This is a genomic window from Pseudomonas sp. PDM17 (assembly GCF_014851985.1).
Lineage (GTDB): Bacteria > Pseudomonadota > Gammaproteobacteria > Pseudomonadales > Pseudomonadaceae > Pseudomonas.
Genome location: NZ_JACVAT010000002.1, coordinates 130,783 through 149,547, shown reverse-complemented (window position 1 = coordinate 149,547; position 18,765 = coordinate 130,783). Strand labels below are relative to the sequence as shown.

The window sequence follows — 18,765 nt, the reverse complement described above, 5'->3', positions numbered from 1 at the left end:
CGCAAAGAAGTGAGAATACCGAGGCTGAACGATAAGCACAGCATGGCCGCAGGCAAAGTCTCTTTACCCGCTATTTACCTTTGATTTACCGGGAGTTACGAATTACCGGGGCATTGCGACCCGGAAATGGCGCGGGAGGTTCCGCGCCATTGGGGCCAGTCCTGATGGACCGGCCCGATCCTTCCATCAGGCCAGGGCGGCGATGGCGGCGGCGTAGTTCGGCTCGTCGGCAATCTCGCCTACCAGCTCGCTGTGCAGCACCTTGTTCTGCTCGTCCAGCACCACCACAGCGCGCGCAGCCAGGCCGGCCAGCGGGCCGTCGGCGATGGCTACGCCGTAGTTGGCAAGGAACTCGCGGCCACGCAGGGTGGACAGGTTCACCACGTTCTCCAGGCCTTCGGCGCCGCAGAAGCGCGCCTGGGCGAACGGCAGGTCGGCGGAAACGCACAGTACGACAGTGTTGGCCAGCTTGCTGGCTTCAGCGTTGAACTTGCGCACGGAGGTGGCGCAGGTCGGGGTGTCGACGCTGGGGAAGATGTTCAGCACCTTGCGCTTGCCGGCGTAGGTTTCCAGGGTGACGTCGGACAGGTTGCCGGCGACCAGCGACAGGGCCGGAGCCTGTTCGCCTTTCTGCGGCAGCTTGCCGTCGACGGAAACCGGGTTGCCCTTGAGGGTAACTTGAGCCATTGCTTGGGTCCTTCTGTGAGGGATGGCGGCGCTGGCGGGTTGCCAGCGCCGCAGGAGGATTCGGGGCCGGGGCAGATGCTAGCACGACTTTCCCGAGCGGATTGCTCGGACATGCATCCGACCCTTGAGCGTCAACAGCCCCGACCTCCCTCAGACCCGGCTCAGGCAGCAGCGGCCAGGGCGGTTCCCACGCAAGGCTGCTCGTGAAACCCACGAGGCAGGCGCTGGCTGCCCGGCATAGCGGCCAGGCGTTTCTCCCAGAAGCTGCGCCAGTCGTTGTGCACGGCGGCGGCGCGGGCCTTGCGCTGGGCGCGGCGCGCGGCATTGCGCGCATCACGGCGGGCGTCCTTGTAGACCTCGGTGTTGCGGCAGCTCCGGCATTTCACCCGGTTCAGCTCGGTGGTGGATTCCAGGTGCTTGCCCGCATGCCCGCAGGCCAGGTGCCCCTTGACCTTGTAATGAGTGACCATCGCAGATTCTCCCTGTCCGGCGAGCGCACCCTCGCCGCTTGGCGGTGCCGCAGTCGGGCAATCGGTGCGTACCCGGTGACTGCGACGCTCAGGGAGTTGGACGAGCCGCCGCGCTGGCAGGTTCGAAATTTCTCTCGCGCCGGCTCACTCCTGCAGATGGCAAACGCAACACACCTTATTGCCATCCAGGTCGCGCACGTAGGCACCGTAGTAGGTCGGCGAATAGTTCAGGCGCAGGCCGGGCGACCCTTCGTCGACGCCGCCCAGTTGCACGGCGCGGGCATGGAAGCTGTCGACCTGGTGCCGCGTGCGCGCCTCGAAGGCCACCAGGCTGCCGTTGCCGACCGTGGCCGGCAGACCATCGATGGGCTGGTAGACGCAGAACACCACGTCGCTGTCCGGGTGGGCGAAGATCGCCCGCTCAGGCGCGTGGCGATGCGCCTTGAGGACGATACCCAGCGCGCCGAGCACCCTGCCGTAGAACTCGATGGCACGCGGCAGATCGTTGGTGCCGACGGTGATATGGCTGAACATGCCGCGCCCCCTCCTCTGCCGGTAGGAATCAGTTGCCGGCGTGAGCGCGCTCGATAGCGGCCATGTCCAGCTTCTTCATGCCCATCACCGCCTGCAGCGTTCGGCTGGCCTTCGCCGGGTTCGGGTCGGCCACCATGTCGCCGACGTGGCGCGGGCAGATCTGCCAGGACACCCCATAGCGATCCTTCAGCCAACCGCAGACCTGCGCTTCCTCCGGGCCGCCGGCGCCGAGCTTGTCCCAGAAGTGATCGATCTCCTTCTGGCTGTCGCACATCACCTGCAGCGACAGCGCCTCGGTGAACTGGAATGTCGGCCCGCCATTCAGGGCGATGAAGGTCTGCCCGTCGAGGACGAACTCCACCGTCAGCACCGAGCCGGGCTCGCCGCCGTGACGGTCCTTCTCGGCTTCGGGGTAGTAGGCGGTCTGGACGATCCGCGAGTTGGGGAAGATGGCGACATAGAACTCGGCCGCTTCCTCGGCCTTGCCGTCGAACCACAGGCAGGGGGTGACGCGTTGCAGGCTGGACATGGTGAATCTCCTGATTCTCGCGCGGTCGGCTTGACCGGCATGCAGCTTGGTCGCCTGGGCGACGACGGAATCGACAAGTCTAGGCGGACTTTCGCGCTTCACCGGACGACCGGTCGAGCGGCATGCAGGACTGCCAACCCAATGGCCAGACATGAAAAAGGGCACCCGAAGGTGCCCTGTCCGTGCAGTTCCGTAGGGCGCATAACCCGGAACGGGTTATCCGCCGTTTGCTCCGCGGCGGATAACGCTGCGCGTTATTCGCCCTACGGACTCGCTGACTACGCGAAATCGACTTTGTCGGATCAGCGGCCCGCCACCGCCCTGGCCCGTGCCTGGTGCAGCTTCTTGTAGCTGTCGATCAGGCGCAGGTGCTTGTCGAGCCCTTCCAGCCTGGTGCTGGTCGGCGTCAGGCCGTAGAAGCGCACGCTGCCGTCCAGCGAGCCGAGCACCGCGTCCATGCGCTCGTTGCCGAACATGCGGCGGAAGTTGGCCTCGAAGTCGGCCATCTCCAACTCCTCGTCCAGGTGCACTTCCAGGGCGGCGCTGAGCGCCTGGTAGAACAGCCCGCGCTCGACGGTGTTGTCGTTGTACTGGAGGTACATTTCCACCAGCTCCTTGGCCGTCTCGAAGCGCTTCGCCACGAGATTGATCAGCAACTTGAGCTCGAGGATGGTCAGTTGGCCCCAGACCGTGTTGTCGTCGAACTCGATGCCGATCAGCGTGGTGATGTCGGTGTACTCGTCCACCTCGCAGGCTTCCAGGCGCTTGAGCAGCGACTTGAGGCGGACGATGTTGAGGCTGTGCAGGTTGAGGATGTCCGCGCGGAACGCCAGCGCCTTGTTGGTGTTGTCCCAGATGAGGTCTTCCACCGGGTAGATTTCCGAGTAGCCCGGCACCAGGATGCGGCAGGCGGTGGCGCCCAGGTGCTCGTACACGGCCATGTAGACCTCCTTGCCCTGCTCCTCGAGGATGCCGAACAGGGTCTGCGCTTCCTGCACGTTGGAATCGTCACCGTGGCCGGAGAAGTCCCACTCGACGAACTCGTAATCGGCCTTGGCGCTGAAGAAGCGCCACGACACCACGCCGCTGGAGTCGATGAAGTGCTCGACGAAGTTGTTCGGCTCGGTCAGCGCCTGGCTTTCGAAGGTCGGCCGCGGCAGGTCGTTGAGGCCTTCGAAGCTGCGGCCCTGGAGCAGCTCGGTGAGGCTGCGCTCCAGTGCTACCTCGAAGCTCGGGTGCGCGCCGAAGGAAGCGAACACGCCGCCGGTGCGCGGGTTCATCAGGGTCACGCACATCACCGGGAACTCGCCGCCCAGGGAGGCATCCTTGACCAGCACCGGGAAGCCCTGCTCCTCCAGGCCCTTGATGCCGGCGACAATGCCCGGGTACTTGGCCAGCACGTCCTGCGGCACGTCCGGCAGCGCCAGTTCGCCCTCGAGGATTTCGCGCTTCACCGCGCGCTCGAAGATTTCCGACAGGCACTGCACCTGGGCTTCGGCCAGCGTGTTGCCGGCGCTCATGCCGTTGGACAGGTAGAGGTTCTCGATCAGGTTGGACGGGAAGTACACCGTCTCGCCATCGGACTGACGCACGAACGGCAGCGAGCAGATGCCGCGCTCGGTGTTGCCCGAGTTAGTGTCATAGAGGTGCGAGCCACGCAGCTCACCGTCCGGGTTGTAGACCTCCAGGCAGTGCTCGTCGAGGATTTCTTCCGGCAGCTCGTCTTTCGCGCCCGGCTTGAACCAGCGCTCGTCGGGGTAATGCACGAACGGCGCGTTGGCGATCTCCTCGCCCCAGTACTGGTCGTTGTAGAAGAAGTTGCAGTTCAGCCGCTCGATGAACTCGCCCAGCGCCGAGGCCAGCGCGCTTTCCTTGGTGGCGCCCTTGCCGTTGGTGAAGCACATCGGCGACTGCGCGTCGCGGATGTGCAGCGACCAGACGTTGGGCACGATGTTGCGCCAGGATGCGATCTCGATCTTCATGCCCAGGCCGGCGAGGATTTCCGACATGTTGGCGATGGTCTGTTCCAGCGGCAGGTCCTTGCCCTGGATATAGGTGCTGGCACCGGCGGCGGTGCTCGGCATCAGCAGCGCCTGGGCGTCGGCGTCGAGGTTCTCGACTTGCTCGATGACGAAGTCCGGGCCGGTCTGCACCACCTTCTTCACCGTGCAGCGGTCGATGGAGCGCAGGATGCCCTGGCGGTCCTTCTCGGAGATGTCCGCCGGCAGCTCCACCTGGATCTTGAAGATCTGCTTGTAGCGGTTTTCCGGGTCGACGATGTTGTTCTGCGACAGGCGGATATTGTCCGTGGGAATGTCGCGGGTCTGGCAGTAGAGCTTGACGAAGTAAGCCGCGCAAAGCGCCGAGGAAGCCAGGAAGTAATCGAACGGCCCCGGTGCCGAACCGTCGCCCTTGTAGCGGATGGGCTGGTCGGCAATCACCGTGAAGTCGTCGAACTTGGCTTCGAGTCGGAGGTTGTCGAGAAAATTGACCTTGATTTCCATGCGGGCATTACCACGAAAAAGTAGAAAGCGAACTGCCGCGCATTATCCGGACAAAAGCGCCGCGGGGATATCCCGACGTGCCCGGCACCGGTCGGGAAGCCTGCTTGCACAATCGACACGTGGTCGGCTACACGCAGCCCGCACGGCGCCCTTGGGGTAAGATGCGCGGCTTTTGCGTCGCCCAGGCGCTCGTCCACGAGGAATCCACCGTGCTCACTTCCCAGGTCATCATCATCGGCGCCGGCGCCGCGGGACTGATGTGCGCCATGAGCGCCGCCGCGCGCGGTCGTCAGGTACTGCTGATCGATCATGCCAACAAGGCCGGCAAGAAAATCCTCATGTCCGGTGGCGGGCGCTGCAACTTCACCAACCTGTACTGCGAGCCGGCCAACTTCCTCTCGCAGAACCCGCACTTCTGCAAGTCCGCGCTGGCGCGCTTCACCCAGTGGGACTTCATCGCCCTGGTGGCCAAGCACGGCGTGCCCTACCACGAGAAGAAGCTCGGCCAGCTGTTCTGCGATAACAAGTCCAGCGACATCCTCGGCCTGCTGCTGGACGAGTGCGAGCAGGCCGGCGTCGACCTGCGCCTGGACACCTCGGTGAGCGAGATCGCCCGTCTCGACGAAGGCGGCTACCAACTGCAGACCAGCCTCGGCCTGGTGCGCTGCGAATCCCTGGTGATTGCCACCGGCGGCCTGTCGATCCCGACCTTGGGCGCCACCGGCTTCGGCTACCAGATCGCCCGCCAGTTCGGCCACAGCGTGCTGCCGACCCGCGCCGGCCTGGTGCCCTTCACCATTACCGATCCGCAGCTCAAGGCCCTGTGCACCGAGCTGTCCGGCACCTCGGTGGAGGACTGCCGGGTCAGCTGCAACGGCCAGAGCTTCGTCGAGAACATCCTGTTCACCCACCGCGGCCTCAGTGGCCCGGCGATCCTGCAGATTTCCTCCTACTGGCAGCCGGGCGACACCATCAGCATCGACCTGCTGCCGCGCATCGACCTGCCCGTCTGGCTCGTCGAGCAACAGCGCGAGCGCCCCAACAGCGAGCTGAAGACGCTGCTGGGCGAGCTGTTCACCAAGAAGATGGCCGGCCTGCTGGCCGAGCAGTGGTTCGTCTCCAAGCCGATGAAGCAGTACACGCCAGCCGAGCTGAAGGCGATCGCCGAACGCCTGGGCGATTGGCAACTGGTGCCGGCCGGCACCGAGGGCTACCGCACGGCGGAAGTGACCCTGGGCGGCGTCGACACCCGCGAGGTGTCGTCCAAGACCCTGGAGTCGCTGAAATCCCCCGGCCTGTACTTCGTCGGCGAAGTGCTGGACGTCACCGGCCACCTGGGCGGCTTCAACTTCCAGTGGGCCTGGGCGTCGGGTTACGCGGCGGCGCAGTTTGTCTAGGGCAGACGCCCCACGCCGAGGCTTTCGAACGGTAGGACCGTAGGGCGCATAACCCGGAACGGGTTATCCGCCGATTGCCTGACGGCGGATAACGCTGGCGCGTTATGCGCCCTACGATCTTCGCCCTGCATCGGCGCCCCCTCCTACAGGGGAGCTCGATTTCAGAGGTTTACAGGCTGCTGGCAGCAAAGGATGCACAGCTGTCCGGATTCGCTCCCTCGCCCTCGTTGTCCCTCCGGGGGGCGCGGATTTCCAATGGCATGGAGCGCGACGCAACCCGCTTCGCGCCTTGGAAACCCAGCCCAGGAGCCCGCCATGAGCCTCGACCTGAACGGCGTCAAAGTCCCCGACAGCACCCTTGCCAAGGCCATCACCGAGATGGTCCGCGACAACACCACCCCGCTGCTCTTCCACCATTCCTCGCGCGTCTACTACTGGGGCGCACTGACCGGCGCGCGCAAGGAGCTGAAGTTCGACGCTGAGCTGCTCTACGCCGGCGCGATGTTCCACGACATGGGCCTGATGCCGCGCTACTGCAGCCAGTGCGAGCGCTTCGAAGTGGATGGTGCCGACTGCGCGGCAGAGTTCCTGCGCAGCCACGGCATCGCCGAGAGCGATATCGACACGGTGTGGACCGCCATCGCGCTGCACACCACGCCCGGCATTCCGCAGCACATGAAGCCGGAGATCGCGCTGGTCACCGCCGGGGTGGAAATGGACGTGCTGGGCATCGCCTACCCGCAGTTCAGCGACGCCCAGCGTGAGGCCGTGGTCGCCGCCCATCCACGCGGCGGGCAGTTCAAGCAGGACATCCTGCAGGCCTTTTACGACGGCATCAAAGCCAAGCCGGAAACCACCTTCGGCAACGTCAAGGCCGACGTGCTGGCGATGAAGGATGCGGGCTTCGTGCGCGGCAACTTCTGCGAAGTGATCCTGAATTCCGACTGGGCCAGCTAGGTCTTCACAGTCACGGGCGTGCCCAGCACACCGGGCTCACCCAGCAACTGCGTCAGCCATTGCATGAACATCCGCACCCGCTGCGGCAGGCGGCGATGGGCGTAGAGCAGGGAGATTTCCATGGGTGGCAACGGGATGTGCTCCAGCACCGCTACCAGCCGCCCTGCTTCCAGGTCGTCCAGCACGCCATGGATCGGCACCTGGATGATCCCCAGCCCACCCATGGCCGCGCTTTCGTAGGCCTCGGCGTTGTTCACCGACAGCGCCCCGCCCATCTGCACGAAGCGCACCTCGCCGTGGTGCAGGTACTCGAAGCCCGGCGGCCGCGCACCCAGCACCGTCACGTAGTGGATCAGCTGGTGCCCGGCGAGGTCGTCCAGTGTCTGCGGCACGCCGTGTTCGGCGAGATAGGACGGGCTCGCGCAGGTCACCTGCGGAAACCGCCCCAAGCTGCGCGCCACCACCGATGGATCGCTCACCGAACCGACCCGCACCACGCAGTCGAAACCCTCGCGCACCAGATCGACGCGGCGGTCGGTGCAGCTCACCTCCAGTTCCAGCGCCGGGTGCCGCGCGAGGAATTCGCCCAGGCGCGGCATCACCAGCTTGCGCGCCATCACCGTCGGCATGTCCACCCGCAGGCGGCCGCCGAGGGCTTTGTCGTCCTGTCGGAACAGGCCCTGCAACTCGTCCAGCTGGGCCAGCATGTCCTTGCTGCGCTCATACAGCACCAGACCGTCCTGGGTTGCGGTAACGCGTCGGGTGGTGCGTTGCAGCAGACGCGTACCGAGCAGTTCCTCCAGCGCCTGAATGTGCTCGGACACCGTGGAGCGCGGCAGGCCGAGCTGTTCGCCGGCCTGGGTGAAGCTGGCCAGCTCGGTGACGCGGACGAAGGTGCGGAGCAGGTCGGGGCGGATCATGGGCGGCTCTCTGTGGAGTTCACTGTTTATTGTTCGTCAATGCCGACCAGTATTTCCGATTCATGTCGGTTTATCACGAGCCAATCGAACAATAAGCTTTCCCTCAATCCCACCTGCTCTCCAAACCAGCACAGGAGCTTCGCCATGACCCGCAAGATCGCTCTCATCACCGGCGCCAGCCGTGGCCTTGGCCGCAACGCCGCCCTGCACCTCGCCGCTGCCGGCGTCGACATCATCGGCACCTACCGCAGCCAGGCTGACGAAGCCCACGCCGTCGCCGCCGAGATCGAGCAGCACGGCGGTCGCGCGGTGATGCTGCAACTGGATGTCGCGGACAGCACCCGCTTCGCTGCCTTCGCGCAGCAGATCCGCGCCACCCTGGGCGACACCTTCGGCCGGCAGGACTTCGACTTCCTGGTGAACAACGCCGGCATCGGCCTCTACGCCAGCTTCGCCGAGACCAGCGAAGAGATGTTCGACCAGCTGATGAACATCCAGCTCAAGGGCCCGTTCTTCCTGACCCAGAAGCTGCTGCCACTGATCGCCGATGGCGGCCGCATCCTCAACGTCTCCAGCGGCCTGACGCGTTTCTCGCTGCCCGGCTACGCCGCTTACGCAACCATGAAAGGCGCCATGGAAACCCTGACCAAGTACCAGGCGAAGGAGCTGGGCGCACGCGGCATCGCCGTGAACATCCTCGCTCCCGGCGCCATCGAGACCGATTTCGGCGGTGGCCAGGTGCGCGACAACGCCGAGCTGAACCAGCAGATCGCCAGCAACACCGCCCTGGGCCGCGTCGGCCTGCCGGACGACATCGGCGCGGTGATCGCCACCCTGCTCTCCGACGGCGGCCGCTGGATCAACGGCCAGCGCGTGGAGGCTTCGGGCGGGATGTTCCTCTGAGCCCCACGGCAGCATGACCCTGCCGTAGGAGCGGACTGCGTCCGCGATCAGTCCGCATCGCGCCGGGCCATCACGCACAAAGTCCGCTCCTTCACCCCCTGTTAGTCCGCGGCGTGTCTAGCCCGCGGATTTTCTCAAAATCCGCAACAAGCCTTTACCGCGAAAAAACCTGCAACATTTTGTTACGGTCTCTAGTCTAAAAACGCGCGTGGAAAAGACGAAGCGCCAATCCGGCACAGGCCAGGGACCATTTCCGGCCAGCCGATCGGCACAGTGCCCCTTGCGGGCCGACTTCGCACCCCCGCTCCGCTCGACTGCCCTGGCACAGAGCGCACCACCGTGAATTGACCTGGCAAGACCCTTCCACTCCCCCTCGACAACGAGCGGACGGGTATTGCCTCAGGAGCCGAAATGACCGAACACCCCAAGGGCTTCACCCGGCGCCAGCTGTTGAAGTCGTCCGCCGCCTCGCTGGCCGTCGGCGCTGCCGCCAGCGCCCAGGCCGCCACCGTGATCGGCACCCCGAAATGGCTGCCCTTCGACCAAAACGGCCCGCTGCACTACGACAGCCCCGGCTGGCAGTTCTTCACCGCCGAGGAAGCCACCGAGGTGGAAGCGATAGTTGAACAGCTGATTCCCGCCGACGAGCTGAGCGTCAGCGGCAAGGACGCCGGCTGCGCGGTGTTCATCGACCGCCAGTTGGTCAGCGACTACGGCGACTTCGGTCGCCTGTACATGCAAGGCCCTTTCACGCCGGGCACACCGGCCCAGGCCGATCAGTCGCCGCTGGTGCCGCGCGAGCGCTACCGTATCGGCCTCGCCGCGCTGGGCAAGTACTGCCAGGGCAAGTTCCAGAAAAACTTCAGCGCGCTAACCGGCGAGCAGCGCGACCAGGTCCTGACTGACCTGGAAAAAGGCGCCATCACCCTCGAAGGCATCGACGCCAGACAGTTCTTCCAGCAGGTGCTGGACAACACCATGGAAGGTTTCTTCGCCGACCCGATCTATGGCGGCAACCGCGACATGGTGTCGTGGAAGATGCTCGGCTTCCCTGGCGCACGCTACGACTACCGCGACTACATCGCCCTGCACAACCAGAAGCTCGACCTCGTGCCGCTCTCCATCATCGGCAGCTCCGCCTGGACGAAAAAGGGATAACCACCGCATGGCCAAGAAACTACCTTCCACCGATGTGGTGGTCGTCGGACTCGGCTGGGCCGGTTCCATCATCGCCCACGAGCTGGCTGACGCCGGGCTGAATGTGATCGGCTTCGAACGCGGGCCGTGGCGCGACACCGCCGCCGACTTCAACCTCGCTTCGGCGGCTGACGAACTGCGCTACAACCGTCGCCAGGAACTGATGCTGCGCACCCGGCAGAACACCTGCACCATGCGCAACAAGGAAACGGAAACCGCCCTGCCGATGCGCTCCTGGGGCTCGTTCCACCCCGGCAACGGCACCGGCGGCGCCGGCAACCACTGGGCCGGCATCACCTTCCGCTTCCAGCCCGAGGAATTCCGCCTGGCCAGTCATCTGAAGGAGCGCTACGGCAAGGAAGTGCCCGAAGAGCTGACCCTGCAGGACTGGGGCACCACCTGGGAGGAAATGGAACCGCACTACGACGCCTTCGAGCGGCTGGCCGGGGTTTCCGGCAAGGCCGGCAACCTCAAGGGCAGCATCGTCGAGGGCGGCAACCCCTTCGAGGGTGCGCGCTCGCGCGAATACCCCAACCCGCCCACCGCGCAGACCTACGCCCCGACCCTGTTCGCCGAGGCCGCGCGCAACCTGGGCTACAAGCCCTTCCCGGTGCCCTCGGCGCTGGCCTCCCAGGGCTACACCAACCAGCTCGGCGTGACCATGGGGCCGTGCACCTTCTGCGGCTTCTGCACCAACTACGGCTGCGCCAACTACTCCAAGGCCAGCGCCATCGTCAACGTGATGCCGGCGCTGATCCGCAAACCCAATTTCACCGCACGGACCAATTCCGAAGTGCTCAAGGTCAGCCTGGACAGCACCGGCCAGCGCGCCACCGGTATCGTCTACGTCGACTCCAGCGGCGAGGAATGGGAGCAGCCGGCGGATATCGTGGTGGTCGCCGCGTTCATCTTCGAGAATGTGCGCCTGATGCTGCTCTCCGGCATCGGTGAGCCGTACAACCCGATCGCCAACACTGGCACCACCGGGCGCAACTTCGCCTACCAGACGGCCAACAGCGTGAAGCTGTTCTTCAAGGACAGGAACTTCAATCCCTTTATCGGTGGCGGCGCCATCGGCATGGGCATCGACGAGTTCAACAACGACAACTTCGATCACTCCGGGCTCGGCTTCGTCGGCGGTGGCAGCACCCGCGTGACGCCCATCGGTGCCGCCCCCATCGACTCGCGCCCGACACCGCCGGGCACCCCGACCTGGGGCGCGCAGTGGAAGAAGGCCACGGTGGAAAGCTACCTGAGCAACATGTCCATCGGCTGCGAAGCCAGCAGCTACACCACCCGCGGCAACTACCTGTCGCTGGACCCGAACTACAACGACCCCCACGGCCGGCCGCTGCTGCGCATCACCTTCGACTTCCCCGAGAACGACCTGCGCATGGCGCAGTACTGCACCGGCAAGGTGGCCGAGATCGCCCGCAGCATGAACCCGCAGCAGATCGTCCCGGCGCCGCGCAAGGGCCCCTGGTCCAACACCTCCTACCAGTCCTCGCACATCGTCGGCGGCTTCATCATGGGCGCCGACCCGAAGAACAGCTCGGTGAACAAGCACCTGCAGGTGTGGGGCGTGCCCAACCTGTTCGTGGTCGGCTCTTCGGCCTTCCCGCAGAACCCCGGCTACAACCCCACCGGCACCGTCGGCGCCCTGGCCTTCAAGACCGCCGATGCGATCCGCCGGCTGTACCTGAAACGCCCCGGGGAGATGATCAGCGCATGAAGACTCTTCTCTCCCTCGGCACCCTCGCCCTGCTCGGGCTCAACCTGCAGCCGGCCTTCGCCGGAACGGCTGCTGACTCCTACAACCTGGTGGAAAAAGGCCGCTACCTCGCCGTGCTGGGCGACTGCACCGCCTGCCACACGGTGCCCGGCCAGGCCCCCTTCGCTGGTGGCGTGGCGATCGAGACGCCGTTCGGCAAGCTGGTGGGCGCCAATATCACGCCCGATACGGAAACCGGCCTCGGTCGCTGGAGCTTTGACGACTTCCAGGCGGTGATGTCCACCGGCCATGGGCGCAACGGCAAGCGGCTGTACGGCGCGATGCCCTTCACTGCGTACACCAAGGTGCGGCGGGAGGACAACCTGGCGCTCTGGGCCTACCTGCAGACCCTGGAGCCGGTACGCAACCCGGTGGAAAGCAACCAGTTGCCCTTCCCCTTCAGCGTGCGCACCAGCCTGATCGGCTGGAACTGGCTGAACTTCACCCAGGGCGAATTCGTGCCCTCGCCGGACAAATCGCCGCAGTGGAACCGTGGCGCTTACCTGGTGGAAGGCCTGGGCCACTGCGGTACCTGCCACACGCCGAAGAACCTGATCGGCGGCGACGACAACGAGCGCTTCCTCGCCGGCGCCAACCTGCAGGGCTGGGCCGCCCCGGACATCACCGCCAACCCGCACAGCGGCATCGGCCAGTGGAGCACCGAGGACCTCGTGCAATACCTGAAGACCGGCGCCAACCGCTTCGACATCGCCTCCGGCCCCATGGCCGAAGCGGTGGAGAACTCGACCCAGCACTGGGACGATGAAGACCTGCTGGCCGTGGCGGTATACCTCAAGGATGGCGCGGCCGATAAACCGGCACCGACACCGGTGGCGGCCAGCGACGCGGCGATGGTCGCGGGAAAGGCGATCTACGCCGACCGCTGCTCCGCCTGCCACGTGAGCAACGGTACCGGGGTGAAGAACCTGTTCCCGACCCTCGCCGCCGCACCGCTGGTCAACAACGACGACCCGACCTCGCTGATCCGCGTGGTACTGGCCGGCAGCCGGGCCGGTGGCACCGAGGCTGCGCCCACCTCGCCAGCCATGCCTTCGTTCGCCTGGAACCTCGACGACAAGAAGGTCGCCAACGTGCTGACCTACGTGCGCAATACCTGGGGCAACGCAGCGGCGCCGGTCACCGCCGGCCAGGTGGCGGACCTGCGCAAGGAGCTGGCCCAGTAGCGTCCGGCAAGACGCCAGAGCGGACGCCGTCCGCTCTGGCTGGTCCCGATATCCCGGTTTCTGCAGGAGCGGGCCCGCGAACCCCTCCCCGGCTTCGCGCTGCCCGGCGCTTCCCCGCCCCTGCGAACGCCCGGCGCGCGGGCGTGGTGATCACTTCAGGCAACGCTCGGCGGCGATCTCCGGCAGGTCGGTGCGACGCAGGTAGGTCAGCAGCGCCTCGTTGAGGTTCAGGCGGTCGTGGATGTTCTGCTCGGCGAGAATCTGCAGGCACTCGCGGCTCAGGGTCATCACCACGCCGTTCTTCGGTGCCCAGACGAACTCGCAGGCGGGGCGGATGCTGTCCTCGGCCACGTCCATGCCGAAAGAATCCTCGCTGAAACGCACGATGTACTTGCCGGTCTTGAGATTGAAGCCGACGAAGCCGGACAGCCCGTCGGCGGCGTTGCAGATATCGCTGGAAGTAATGGCCATGCTGCCCCCTGGATTTGTTCTGTTATGGATTCGCACGCAGGAGGTCCCCGCTTCTGTGAGCAGGTGAACTTCGAATTCTGACAGCCTTGCCGGCGCCTGCTCAGGGGCCGGTTGTCGCACCCGTCGCTGTTGCCTGACCAACACTTGCCCAGCAGCTGTGCGCCGTGCGGAACACCCGCCGCTGTCCTGGCCAAACGCCAAGCTGCTGATCCGCCGGGAATTTCCCGCGTGGCACGGCTTTCGCTCTGCACAGCCTGCGGCACCTTCGCCGCTGTGCAGCCCCGAGGAGCCCGAGCCATGAGCCAACAACCGATCCGCTTCGCCTACTGGGTCCCGAACGTCAGTGGAGGCCTGGTGGTCAGCAAGATCGAGCAGCGCACCCACTGGGACATCGACTACAACCGCCAGCTCGCGCGCATCGCCGAGGAGGCCGGGTTCGACTACGCGCTGACGCAGATCCGCTTCACCGCCGGCTACGGCGCCGAGTACCAGCACGAGTCGGTAGCCTTCAGCCACGCCCTGCTGGGCGCTACGGAAAAGCTCAAGGTGATCGCCGCCATCCTCCCCGGCCCGTGGACGCCCGCGCTGGCGGCCAAGCAACTGGCGACCATCGACCAGCTCACCGCTGGACGCATCGCAGTGAACATCGTCAGCGGCTGGTTCAAGGGAGAGTTCCAGGCCATCGGCGAACCCTGGCTGGAGCATGACGAGCGCTACCGCCGCTCGGAGGAATTTATCCGCGCCCTGAAGGGCATCTGGACCCAGGACAACTTCAGCTTCCACGGCGACTTCTACCGCTTCCACGACTACAACCTGAAGCCCCGGCCACTGCAGCGCCCGCACCCGGAAATCTTCCAGGGCGGCAGCTCACGGGCCGCGCGAGACATGGCTTCACGAGTCTCCGACTGGTACTTCACCAACGGCAACAGCGTGGAAGGGATCAAGGCACAGGTGGACGACATCCGCGAAAAGGCCACGGCCAACGGACACGCGGTGAAGATCGGGGTGAACGCCTTCGTCATCGCCCGCGATACCGAGGAGGAAGCCCGCGCAGTGCTCGCCGAGATCATCGACAAGGCCGACCCTGAAGCGGTGAACGCCTTCGGCCACGCTGCCAAGCAAGCCGGCGCCGCCTCGCCGGAGGGCGAAGGCAACTGGGCGAAATCCAGCTTCGAGGACCTGGTGCAGTACAACGATGGCTTCAAGACCAACCTGATCGGCACGCCACAGCAGATCGCCGAACGCATCGTCGCGCTCAAGGCGGTGGGTGTGGACCTGGTGTTGACGGGCTTCCTGCACTTCCAGGAAGAAGTGCGCTACTTCGGCGAGAAGGTGCTGCCACTGGTGCGCGAACTGGAACGTAAGAAGGCACGGCAGACCGAGGCGGCCTGAGACGTCAGGTGCCCAGTCGTTCGCGAGCAAGAACTAGGCGTCCCCCTCGGTCCTACGAAAAGCGCACCGAGCGGCTCGGCGATTGTAGGAGCGAGCTTGCTCGCGAACGCTTTTACGTCAGCCCTGTAGGGCGGATAACGCCTACGGCGTTATCCGCCCTACAGGCAAGCACCTACGTTCAGGCCCCCTGAGTCAGATGTCTGGCTATCGCCGTGCGCAGCGGCGGCAGGCTCTGCGCCAGGCGCAGGCCGGCGTTGCGCAGCAGGCGCACCGGCGGGCGCGGATCGGTGTACATGCCGACGATCAGCCGGGTGGCCTGGTACAGCGGCCAGGTCGCCAGGCGATGAGCCATGGCGTAACGGCGCAGCGGCCAGGTGCCGCCGATATCGCCGCCACGGCGATGGGTCGCGAGGATTTCATTGGCCAGCCGGCGCTGGCTCTGCAGGCCGAAGTTGAAGCCGTGGGCGGTGACCGGGTGCATGCCGACGGCAGCATCGCCGATCAGCGCGCTGCGCGGGCCGACGAAGCGGTCCGAGTACACGCCCACCAGCGGGTAGCTGTGGCGCGGGCCGAGCAGCTGCATGCCGCCCAGGCGGCGGTCGAAGCGGCGCTCCATCTCGTGGGCAAAGGCCTTCTCGTCCAGTTCCAGCAGCGGCGTCATCTCGCGCTGCGGCAGAGTCAGGACCACCGAAGAACGGTCGCCGTTGATCGGCAGCAACGCCAGGGTCTGGCCGTAGCCGAACCATTCCCAGGCGACGTTGTGATGCGGTTTTTCGTGGGCCATGCGGCAGACCATCATGGTCTTGCCGAAGTCTTCCATGTGCGCGCCGATGCCGAGCATGCGGCGGGTCTCGGAGAAGCGGCTGTCGGCCGCCACCAGCAGGCGCGCGTGGACGCGGCTGTCATCGTCCAGGGTCAGCGACACACCATCCTGCTGCACCTGCAGCGCGCGCAGAGCACGACCACAGACCAGCGAGACGTCCGCGCATTCGTGCACCGCGTCGAAGGCGGCGCGGCGGATCATCTGGTTGGATACGAAGTAGCCCAGCTGCTGGGCGCCGGCGTGCTCGGCCTCGATGCGCAGGGTGAACAGCGAGGGGCCATTGAGCACCTGGGCATCGCGCAGTGGCGAGACTTCCTCCGGGTCGATCCGCGACCACATGCCCAGCCGCTGCAGCTCGGCGCGGGAAGCGTGGGTCAGGGCGATCTCCCGGCCGTCCTCGGCGGGCTCGGACACGGCAGACAGTGGCTGGCGGTCGATCAGCAGGATCGACAGGCCGTTGCCCGACAGCGAGCGGGCCAGGCAAAGCCCGGCGGGGCCGGCGCCGACGATGGCGATGTCCACGTGCATGGGAGACTCCTTTCGCGAGGGATGGGCGGTCCCGGAGTCTAGGCTGGCCACTGGCCCGTTTCGTTGCCGTGGATCAGTGGCCCGCGGCGAATACCTCCAAATAGACGGGCCCGAACAGAGCGGGCTAGATCGACAGCCGCACGCCCCGCTGCGGGTCGATCACCGCCGCGCCTCGGCGCTTGTTCACTACCAGCTCGCCGATCTCGATCAGCCGAGTGCGCGTGACGTTGCGGCTCAGGCCGAGCAGGTTGGCGGTGTGTACCTGATTGCAGTGGCAGAAACGATAGGCCGCGCGCAGCAGCGCGTCTTCCACCCGCGCGTGCAGGTTGCCGCCCTGCTCCTCGAACAGCCGTTGGAACGCCTGCTGGAGAATCTGCTCGGCGCCGAGGGACTCCAGCCGTGGCTCCTCGCTGCGTTCGATACGCAGGTTGGAGAGGTGCAGGTCCTCCGCGCGGACCACGCCGTCGCGGCAGATCAGCAGCGTGTGGTGGATGACGTTTTCCAGCTCGCGGATATTGCCCGGCCACGAGTAGCTGCGCAGCTTCTGCGCGGCCTCGGCGCTCAGCTGGCTCTGCCCGTAGCCCAAGCGGCGGCTGTATTCGGCGATGAAGTGGCGGGTCAGCGGGAGAATGTCGCCGGGCCGCTCGCGCAGCGGCGACAGCTCCAGGCTGACCACGTTGAGCCGGTAGTAGAGGTCCTCGCGGAAGTGCCCGGCGTTGATCGCTTTCTCCAACTGCACGTTGGTGGCCGCCAGCACTCGCACGTTGATCGGGATGCTCTTGCGCGAGCCCAGGCGTACCACCTCGCGCTCCTGTAGCACGCGCAGCAGCTTGACCTGGATCGGCATCGGCAGGTCGCCGATCTCGTCGAGGAACAGCGTGCCGCCGTTAGCCTCCTCGAACCAGCCGGCCTTGGCCGCCAGCGCGCCGGTGAAGGCACCCTTCTCGTGGCCGAACAGCTCGGCCTCCACCAGGGATTCGGAGAAGGCCCCGCAGTTCACCGCCACGAACGGACCGCCGCGCCGCGCACTGAGGTTGTGGATGTGCCGCGCCACCAGCTCCTTGCCGGTGCCGGTCTCGCCGATGATCAGCACGCTGGCCTCGCTGGGCGCAACCTGCTGCAAGTGGTCGAGCAGCGCCTGGGACTTCGGGTCCTCGAAGACCTGTGCCGTGGCGCGGATGGAGGTGGCCAGCGCGGGGGATTTGGGCAGGGTCAGCAGACCCTCGGGTGTGGTCGCGTTCATGAGTAGAAAGTCGGTTGCGGCAGTTGCTGATTCAGCGCCCAGTCGCCCAGCTCGCGGACCTTGTAGTCCACTGGGTCGTGCAGGGTCTGGGTGCGCAGGTTGCGCCAGTAGCGGTCGATGCGCAGCGCGGCGTGGGTGGAGCGCGCGCCGGTGACTTCGAACAGGCGGTTGCAGATTTCCAGGCCGTTGCGGGTCGCCGCCACCTTGGCGGTAGCGATGGCCACGGCCAGCCGGCCACGCTCCTCGGCGTCCAGCGCGGCGCCCTTGTTCCAGGCTTCGTCGAGCAGTTGTGCGGCACGGCGCACCAGCAGGCGGGTGCTTTCCAGGCCGACCCAGAACTCGCCGTAGTGCGCGAGCACGTAAGGGTCCTCACCCACCGTGGGGACGCTGGCGCGGAACCACGGGCGGGCTTCCTTGAGCGTGTACTGCCGCGCTTCCTCGAACGCGCCTTCGGCGATGCCGAGGAAGATGTGGCTGAAGATCAGCTGGGCGATCAACGGACGCAGGCAGGCGAAGGGTGTGCTCAGCGGGCCCGGATCGAGCAGCAGCTCGCTCTCCTCCACCCGCACGCGCTCGAAGGTAGCGCTGCCGCTGTCGGTCTGGCGCTGGCCCATGTTGTCCCAGTCGTGGGCCAGGCTGATGCCGCTGCGCGCGGTGGGGATGGCGGCGATCAGCAGCTTGCCGCCCTCGCCGTCCAGCGCCGAGGCGATGAGCATCTGCGAATCCAGCGCGCCGGAGCAGAAGCTCTTGCGCCCGGAAAATTCGCGCCAGCCGGCGAAGCTGCGCGACACGGTGCGGGTGTCCAGCGGGTTCAGTGCGTTGCCCCAGAACCATTGATTGCGCGCGGTCAGCTCGAACCACGGCTGCCACTGCTCGGGGCGGGAAAACAGGCGCACGGTGGCCAGCATCAGGTGCTGGAAACCGAATACGTGGGCGATGGAGCTGTCGGCCACGGCGAACTGGCGGACGATGTCCAGCGTGGTGCTCCAGTCGGCACCCAGGCCGCCGTACTCGCTGGGGATGATCAGCGACAGCAGGCCGCTCTGGCGCAGCGCGTCGCGCTCGGCCTTCGGCGTGCCGCCACGGATATCGCGCTCGGCGGCGGTTTCGGCGAAACCGGCGGCCAGGCGCTGGGCAATCTGTCCGGGAGTCGCTTCGAACTGTCCGGATGTCTGTGCGTCGAGACGCGTCTTGGCGTTCACGCTCGCTTCCTCTTGAGTCTGTTCAGGGCAAGCCGGGCCTGTGCCCGGCAAGT

The 18,765-nt window shown here is 66.1% G+C and carries 17 protein-coding genes; 7 read left to right on the top strand and 10 right to left on the bottom strand.

Translation table 11 applies throughout. The features are described from left to right. Nucleotides 1-186 precede the first annotated feature (186 nt). The 5 genes from tpx to IB256_RS06535 all read right to left on the bottom strand — a co-directional run bounded on the left by tpx (nucleotide 187) and on the right by IB256_RS06535 (nucleotide 4,724). Nucleotides 187-687, bottom strand: a complete 501-nt coding sequence (tpx, locus tag IB256_RS06555; RefSeq protein ID WP_081516774.1) for a thiol peroxidase — start codon at nucleotides 685-687, stop codon at nucleotides 187-189. 161 nt (nucleotides 688-848) lie between these two features. Further along, nucleotides 849-1,157 carry a hypothetical protein gene (locus IB256_RS06550; RefSeq protein WP_192401754.1) on the bottom strand — a complete coding sequence of 103 codons (309 nt, stop codon included), beginning with the start codon at nucleotides 1,155-1,157 and terminating at the stop codon, nucleotides 849-851. A gap of 144 nt (nucleotides 1,158-1,301) precedes the next feature. After that, entirely contained in the window at nucleotides 1,302-1,691 is a 390-nt protein-coding gene (locus tag IB256_RS06545) for a VOC family protein (RefSeq protein WP_192295195.1), read from the bottom strand. A 28-nt stretch (nucleotides 1,692-1,719) separates the two neighbouring features. Continuing rightward, complete coding sequence (locus IB256_RS06540) at nucleotides 1,720-2,220, bottom strand: VOC family protein (protein ID WP_192295194.1); 501 nt, start codon at nucleotides 2,218-2,220, stop codon at nucleotides 1,720-1,722. Between the two features lie 302 nt (nucleotides 2,221-2,522). Further along, nucleotides 2,523-4,724 (bottom strand): OsmC domain/YcaO domain-containing protein, encoded by a 2,202-nt coding sequence (locus tag IB256_RS06535; protein WP_192401752.1) that lies wholly within the window; start codon nucleotides 4,722-4,724, stop codon nucleotides 2,523-2,525. Nucleotides 4,725-4,885: 161 nt separating this feature from the next. On the opposite strand from IB256_RS06535, the gene IB256_RS06530 reads away from it, so the two are divergent. Beyond that, complete coding sequence (locus IB256_RS06530; protein ID WP_225601683.1) at nucleotides 4,886-6,121, top strand: NAD(P)/FAD-dependent oxidoreductase; 1,236 nt, start codon at nucleotides 4,886-4,888, stop codon at nucleotides 6,119-6,121. 315 nt (nucleotides 6,122-6,436) lie between these two features. Continuing rightward, nucleotides 6,437-7,078, top strand: a complete 642-nt coding sequence (locus tag IB256_RS06525) for an HD domain-containing protein (protein ID WP_192401748.1) — start codon at nucleotides 6,437-6,439, stop codon at nucleotides 7,076-7,078. Here the strand turns inward: IB256_RS06525 and IB256_RS06520 are convergent. After that, complete coding sequence (locus tag IB256_RS06520; protein WP_192295190.1) at nucleotides 7,075-7,998, bottom strand: LysR family transcriptional regulator; 924 nt, start codon at nucleotides 7,996-7,998, stop codon at nucleotides 7,075-7,077. The two genes, IB256_RS06525 and IB256_RS06520, sit on opposite strands and share 4 nt — an antisense overlap. Nucleotides 7,999-8,142: 144 nt before the next feature. Between IB256_RS06520 and IB256_RS06515 the strand changes: the two genes are divergently transcribed. From IB256_RS06515 to IB256_RS06500, 4 genes are all read left to right on the top strand, one after another. Next, a complete protein-coding gene (locus tag IB256_RS06515; protein ID WP_192295189.1) occupies nucleotides 8,143-8,901 on the top strand; it encodes an SDR family NAD(P)-dependent oxidoreductase in 759 nt (252 codons plus the stop codon). Nucleotides 8,902-9,312: 411 nt separating this feature from the next. Beyond that, complete coding sequence (locus tag IB256_RS06510; protein WP_192401747.1) at nucleotides 9,313-10,059, top strand: gluconate 2-dehydrogenase subunit 3 family protein; 747 nt, start codon at nucleotides 9,313-9,315, stop codon at nucleotides 10,057-10,059. A 7-nt stretch (nucleotides 10,060-10,066) separates the two neighbouring features. Continuing rightward, nucleotides 10,067-11,830, top strand: a complete 1,764-nt coding sequence (locus IB256_RS06505; protein WP_192401745.1) for a GMC family oxidoreductase — start codon at nucleotides 10,067-10,069, stop codon at nucleotides 11,828-11,830. Then, complete coding sequence (locus tag IB256_RS06500; protein ID WP_192401743.1) at nucleotides 11,827-13,053, top strand: c-type cytochrome; 1,227 nt, start codon at nucleotides 11,827-11,829, stop codon at nucleotides 13,051-13,053. The genes IB256_RS06505 and IB256_RS06500 overlap by 4 nt, the downstream gene beginning before the upstream one ends. A 150-nt stretch (nucleotides 13,054-13,203) precedes the next feature. Here the strand turns inward: IB256_RS06500 and IB256_RS06495 are convergent, their stop codons facing one another. Next, complete coding sequence (locus tag IB256_RS06495) at nucleotides 13,204-13,524, bottom strand: DUF2025 family protein (RefSeq protein ID WP_081516762.1); 321 nt, start codon at nucleotides 13,522-13,524, stop codon at nucleotides 13,204-13,206. A 297-nt stretch (nucleotides 13,525-13,821) separates the two neighbouring features. Here IB256_RS06495 and sfnG point away from each other — a divergent pair, with 297 nt between their 5' ends. Continuing rightward, complete coding sequence (sfnG, locus tag IB256_RS06490; protein ID WP_192401741.1) at nucleotides 13,822-14,916, top strand: dimethylsulfone monooxygenase SfnG; 1,095 nt, start codon at nucleotides 13,822-13,824, stop codon at nucleotides 14,914-14,916. A 178-nt stretch (nucleotides 14,917-15,094) separates the two neighbouring features. Here the strand turns inward: sfnG and ubiM are convergent, their stop codons facing one another. The 3 genes from ubiM to IB256_RS06475 form a co-directional block, all read right to left on the bottom strand. After that, nucleotides 15,095-16,267 (bottom strand): 5-demethoxyubiquinol-8 5-hydroxylase UbiM, encoded by a 1,173-nt coding sequence (ubiM, locus tag IB256_RS06485; protein WP_192401739.1) that lies wholly within the window; start codon nucleotides 16,265-16,267, stop codon nucleotides 15,095-15,097. A gap of 124 nt (nucleotides 16,268-16,391) precedes the next feature. Next, nucleotides 16,392-17,510, bottom strand: a complete 1,119-nt coding sequence (locus tag IB256_RS06480; RefSeq protein WP_045207883.1) for a sigma-54 interaction domain-containing protein — start codon at nucleotides 17,508-17,510, stop codon at nucleotides 16,392-16,394. Continuing rightward, nucleotides 17,507-18,712, bottom strand: coding sequence for an acyl-CoA dehydrogenase family protein (locus tag IB256_RS06475; RefSeq protein WP_192401737.1), 1,206 nt, complete (start codon nucleotides 18,710-18,712; stop codon nucleotides 17,507-17,509). The genes IB256_RS06480 and IB256_RS06475 overlap by 4 nt, the downstream gene beginning before the upstream one ends. Between the last annotated feature and the right edge of the window lie 53 nt (nucleotides 18,713-18,765).

Excerpts from the sequence above, each read along its gene's own strand:
- IB256_RS06500 (WP_192401743.1), top strand. The coding sequence starts at position 11,827 with ATGAAGACTCTTCTCTCCCTCGGCACCCTCGCCCTGCTCGGGCTCAAC.
- IB256_RS06535 (WP_192401752.1), bottom strand. The coding sequence starts at position 4,724 with ATGGAAATCAAGGTCAATTTTCTCGACAACCTCCGACTCGAAGCCAAG.
- IB256_RS06510 (WP_192401747.1), top strand. The coding sequence starts at position 9,313 with ATGACCGAACACCCCAAGGGCTTCACCCGGCGCCAGCTGTTGAAGTCG.
- ubiM (WP_192401739.1), bottom strand. The coding sequence starts at position 16,267 with ATGCACGTGGACATCGCCATCGTCGGCGCCGGCCCCGCCGGGCTTTGC.
- IB256_RS06550 (WP_192401754.1), bottom strand. The coding sequence starts at position 1,157 with ATGGTCACTCATTACAAGGTCAAGGGGCACCTGGCCTGCGGGCATGCG.
- sfnG (WP_192401741.1), top strand. The coding sequence starts at position 13,822 with ATGAGCCAACAACCGATCCGCTTCGCCTACTGGGTCCCGAACGTCAGT.
- IB256_RS06525 (WP_192401748.1), top strand. The coding sequence starts at position 6,437 with ATGAGCCTCGACCTGAACGGCGTCAAAGTCCCCGACAGCACCCTTGCC.
- IB256_RS06530 (WP_225601683.1), top strand. The coding sequence starts at position 4,886 with ATGCGCGGCTTTTGCGTCGCCCAGGCGCTCGTCCACGAGGAATCCACC.
- IB256_RS06520 (WP_192295190.1), bottom strand. The coding sequence starts at position 7,998 with ATGATCCGCCCCGACCTGCTCCGCACCTTCGTCCGCGTCACCGAGCTG.
- IB256_RS06540 (WP_192295194.1), bottom strand. The coding sequence starts at position 2,220 with ATGTCCAGCCTGCAACGCGTCACCCCCTGCCTGTGGTTCGACGGCAAG.
- IB256_RS06480 (WP_045207883.1), bottom strand. The coding sequence starts at position 17,510 with ATGAACGCGACCACACCCGAGGGTCTGCTGACCCTGCCCAAATCCCCC.
- IB256_RS06495 (WP_081516762.1), bottom strand. The coding sequence starts at position 13,524 with ATGGCCATTACTTCCAGCGATATCTGCAACGCCGCCGACGGGCTGTCC.
- IB256_RS06505 (WP_192401745.1), top strand. The coding sequence starts at position 10,067 with ATGGCCAAGAAACTACCTTCCACCGATGTGGTGGTCGTCGGACTCGGC.
- IB256_RS06545 (WP_192295195.1), bottom strand. The coding sequence starts at position 1,691 with ATGTTCAGCCATATCACCGTCGGCACCAACGATCTGCCGCGTGCCATC.
- tpx (WP_081516774.1), bottom strand. The coding sequence starts at position 687 with ATGGCTCAAGTTACCCTCAAGGGCAACCCGGTTTCCGTCGACGGCAAG.
- IB256_RS06515 (WP_192295189.1), top strand. The coding sequence starts at position 8,143 with ATGACCCGCAAGATCGCTCTCATCACCGGCGCCAGCCGTGGCCTTGGC.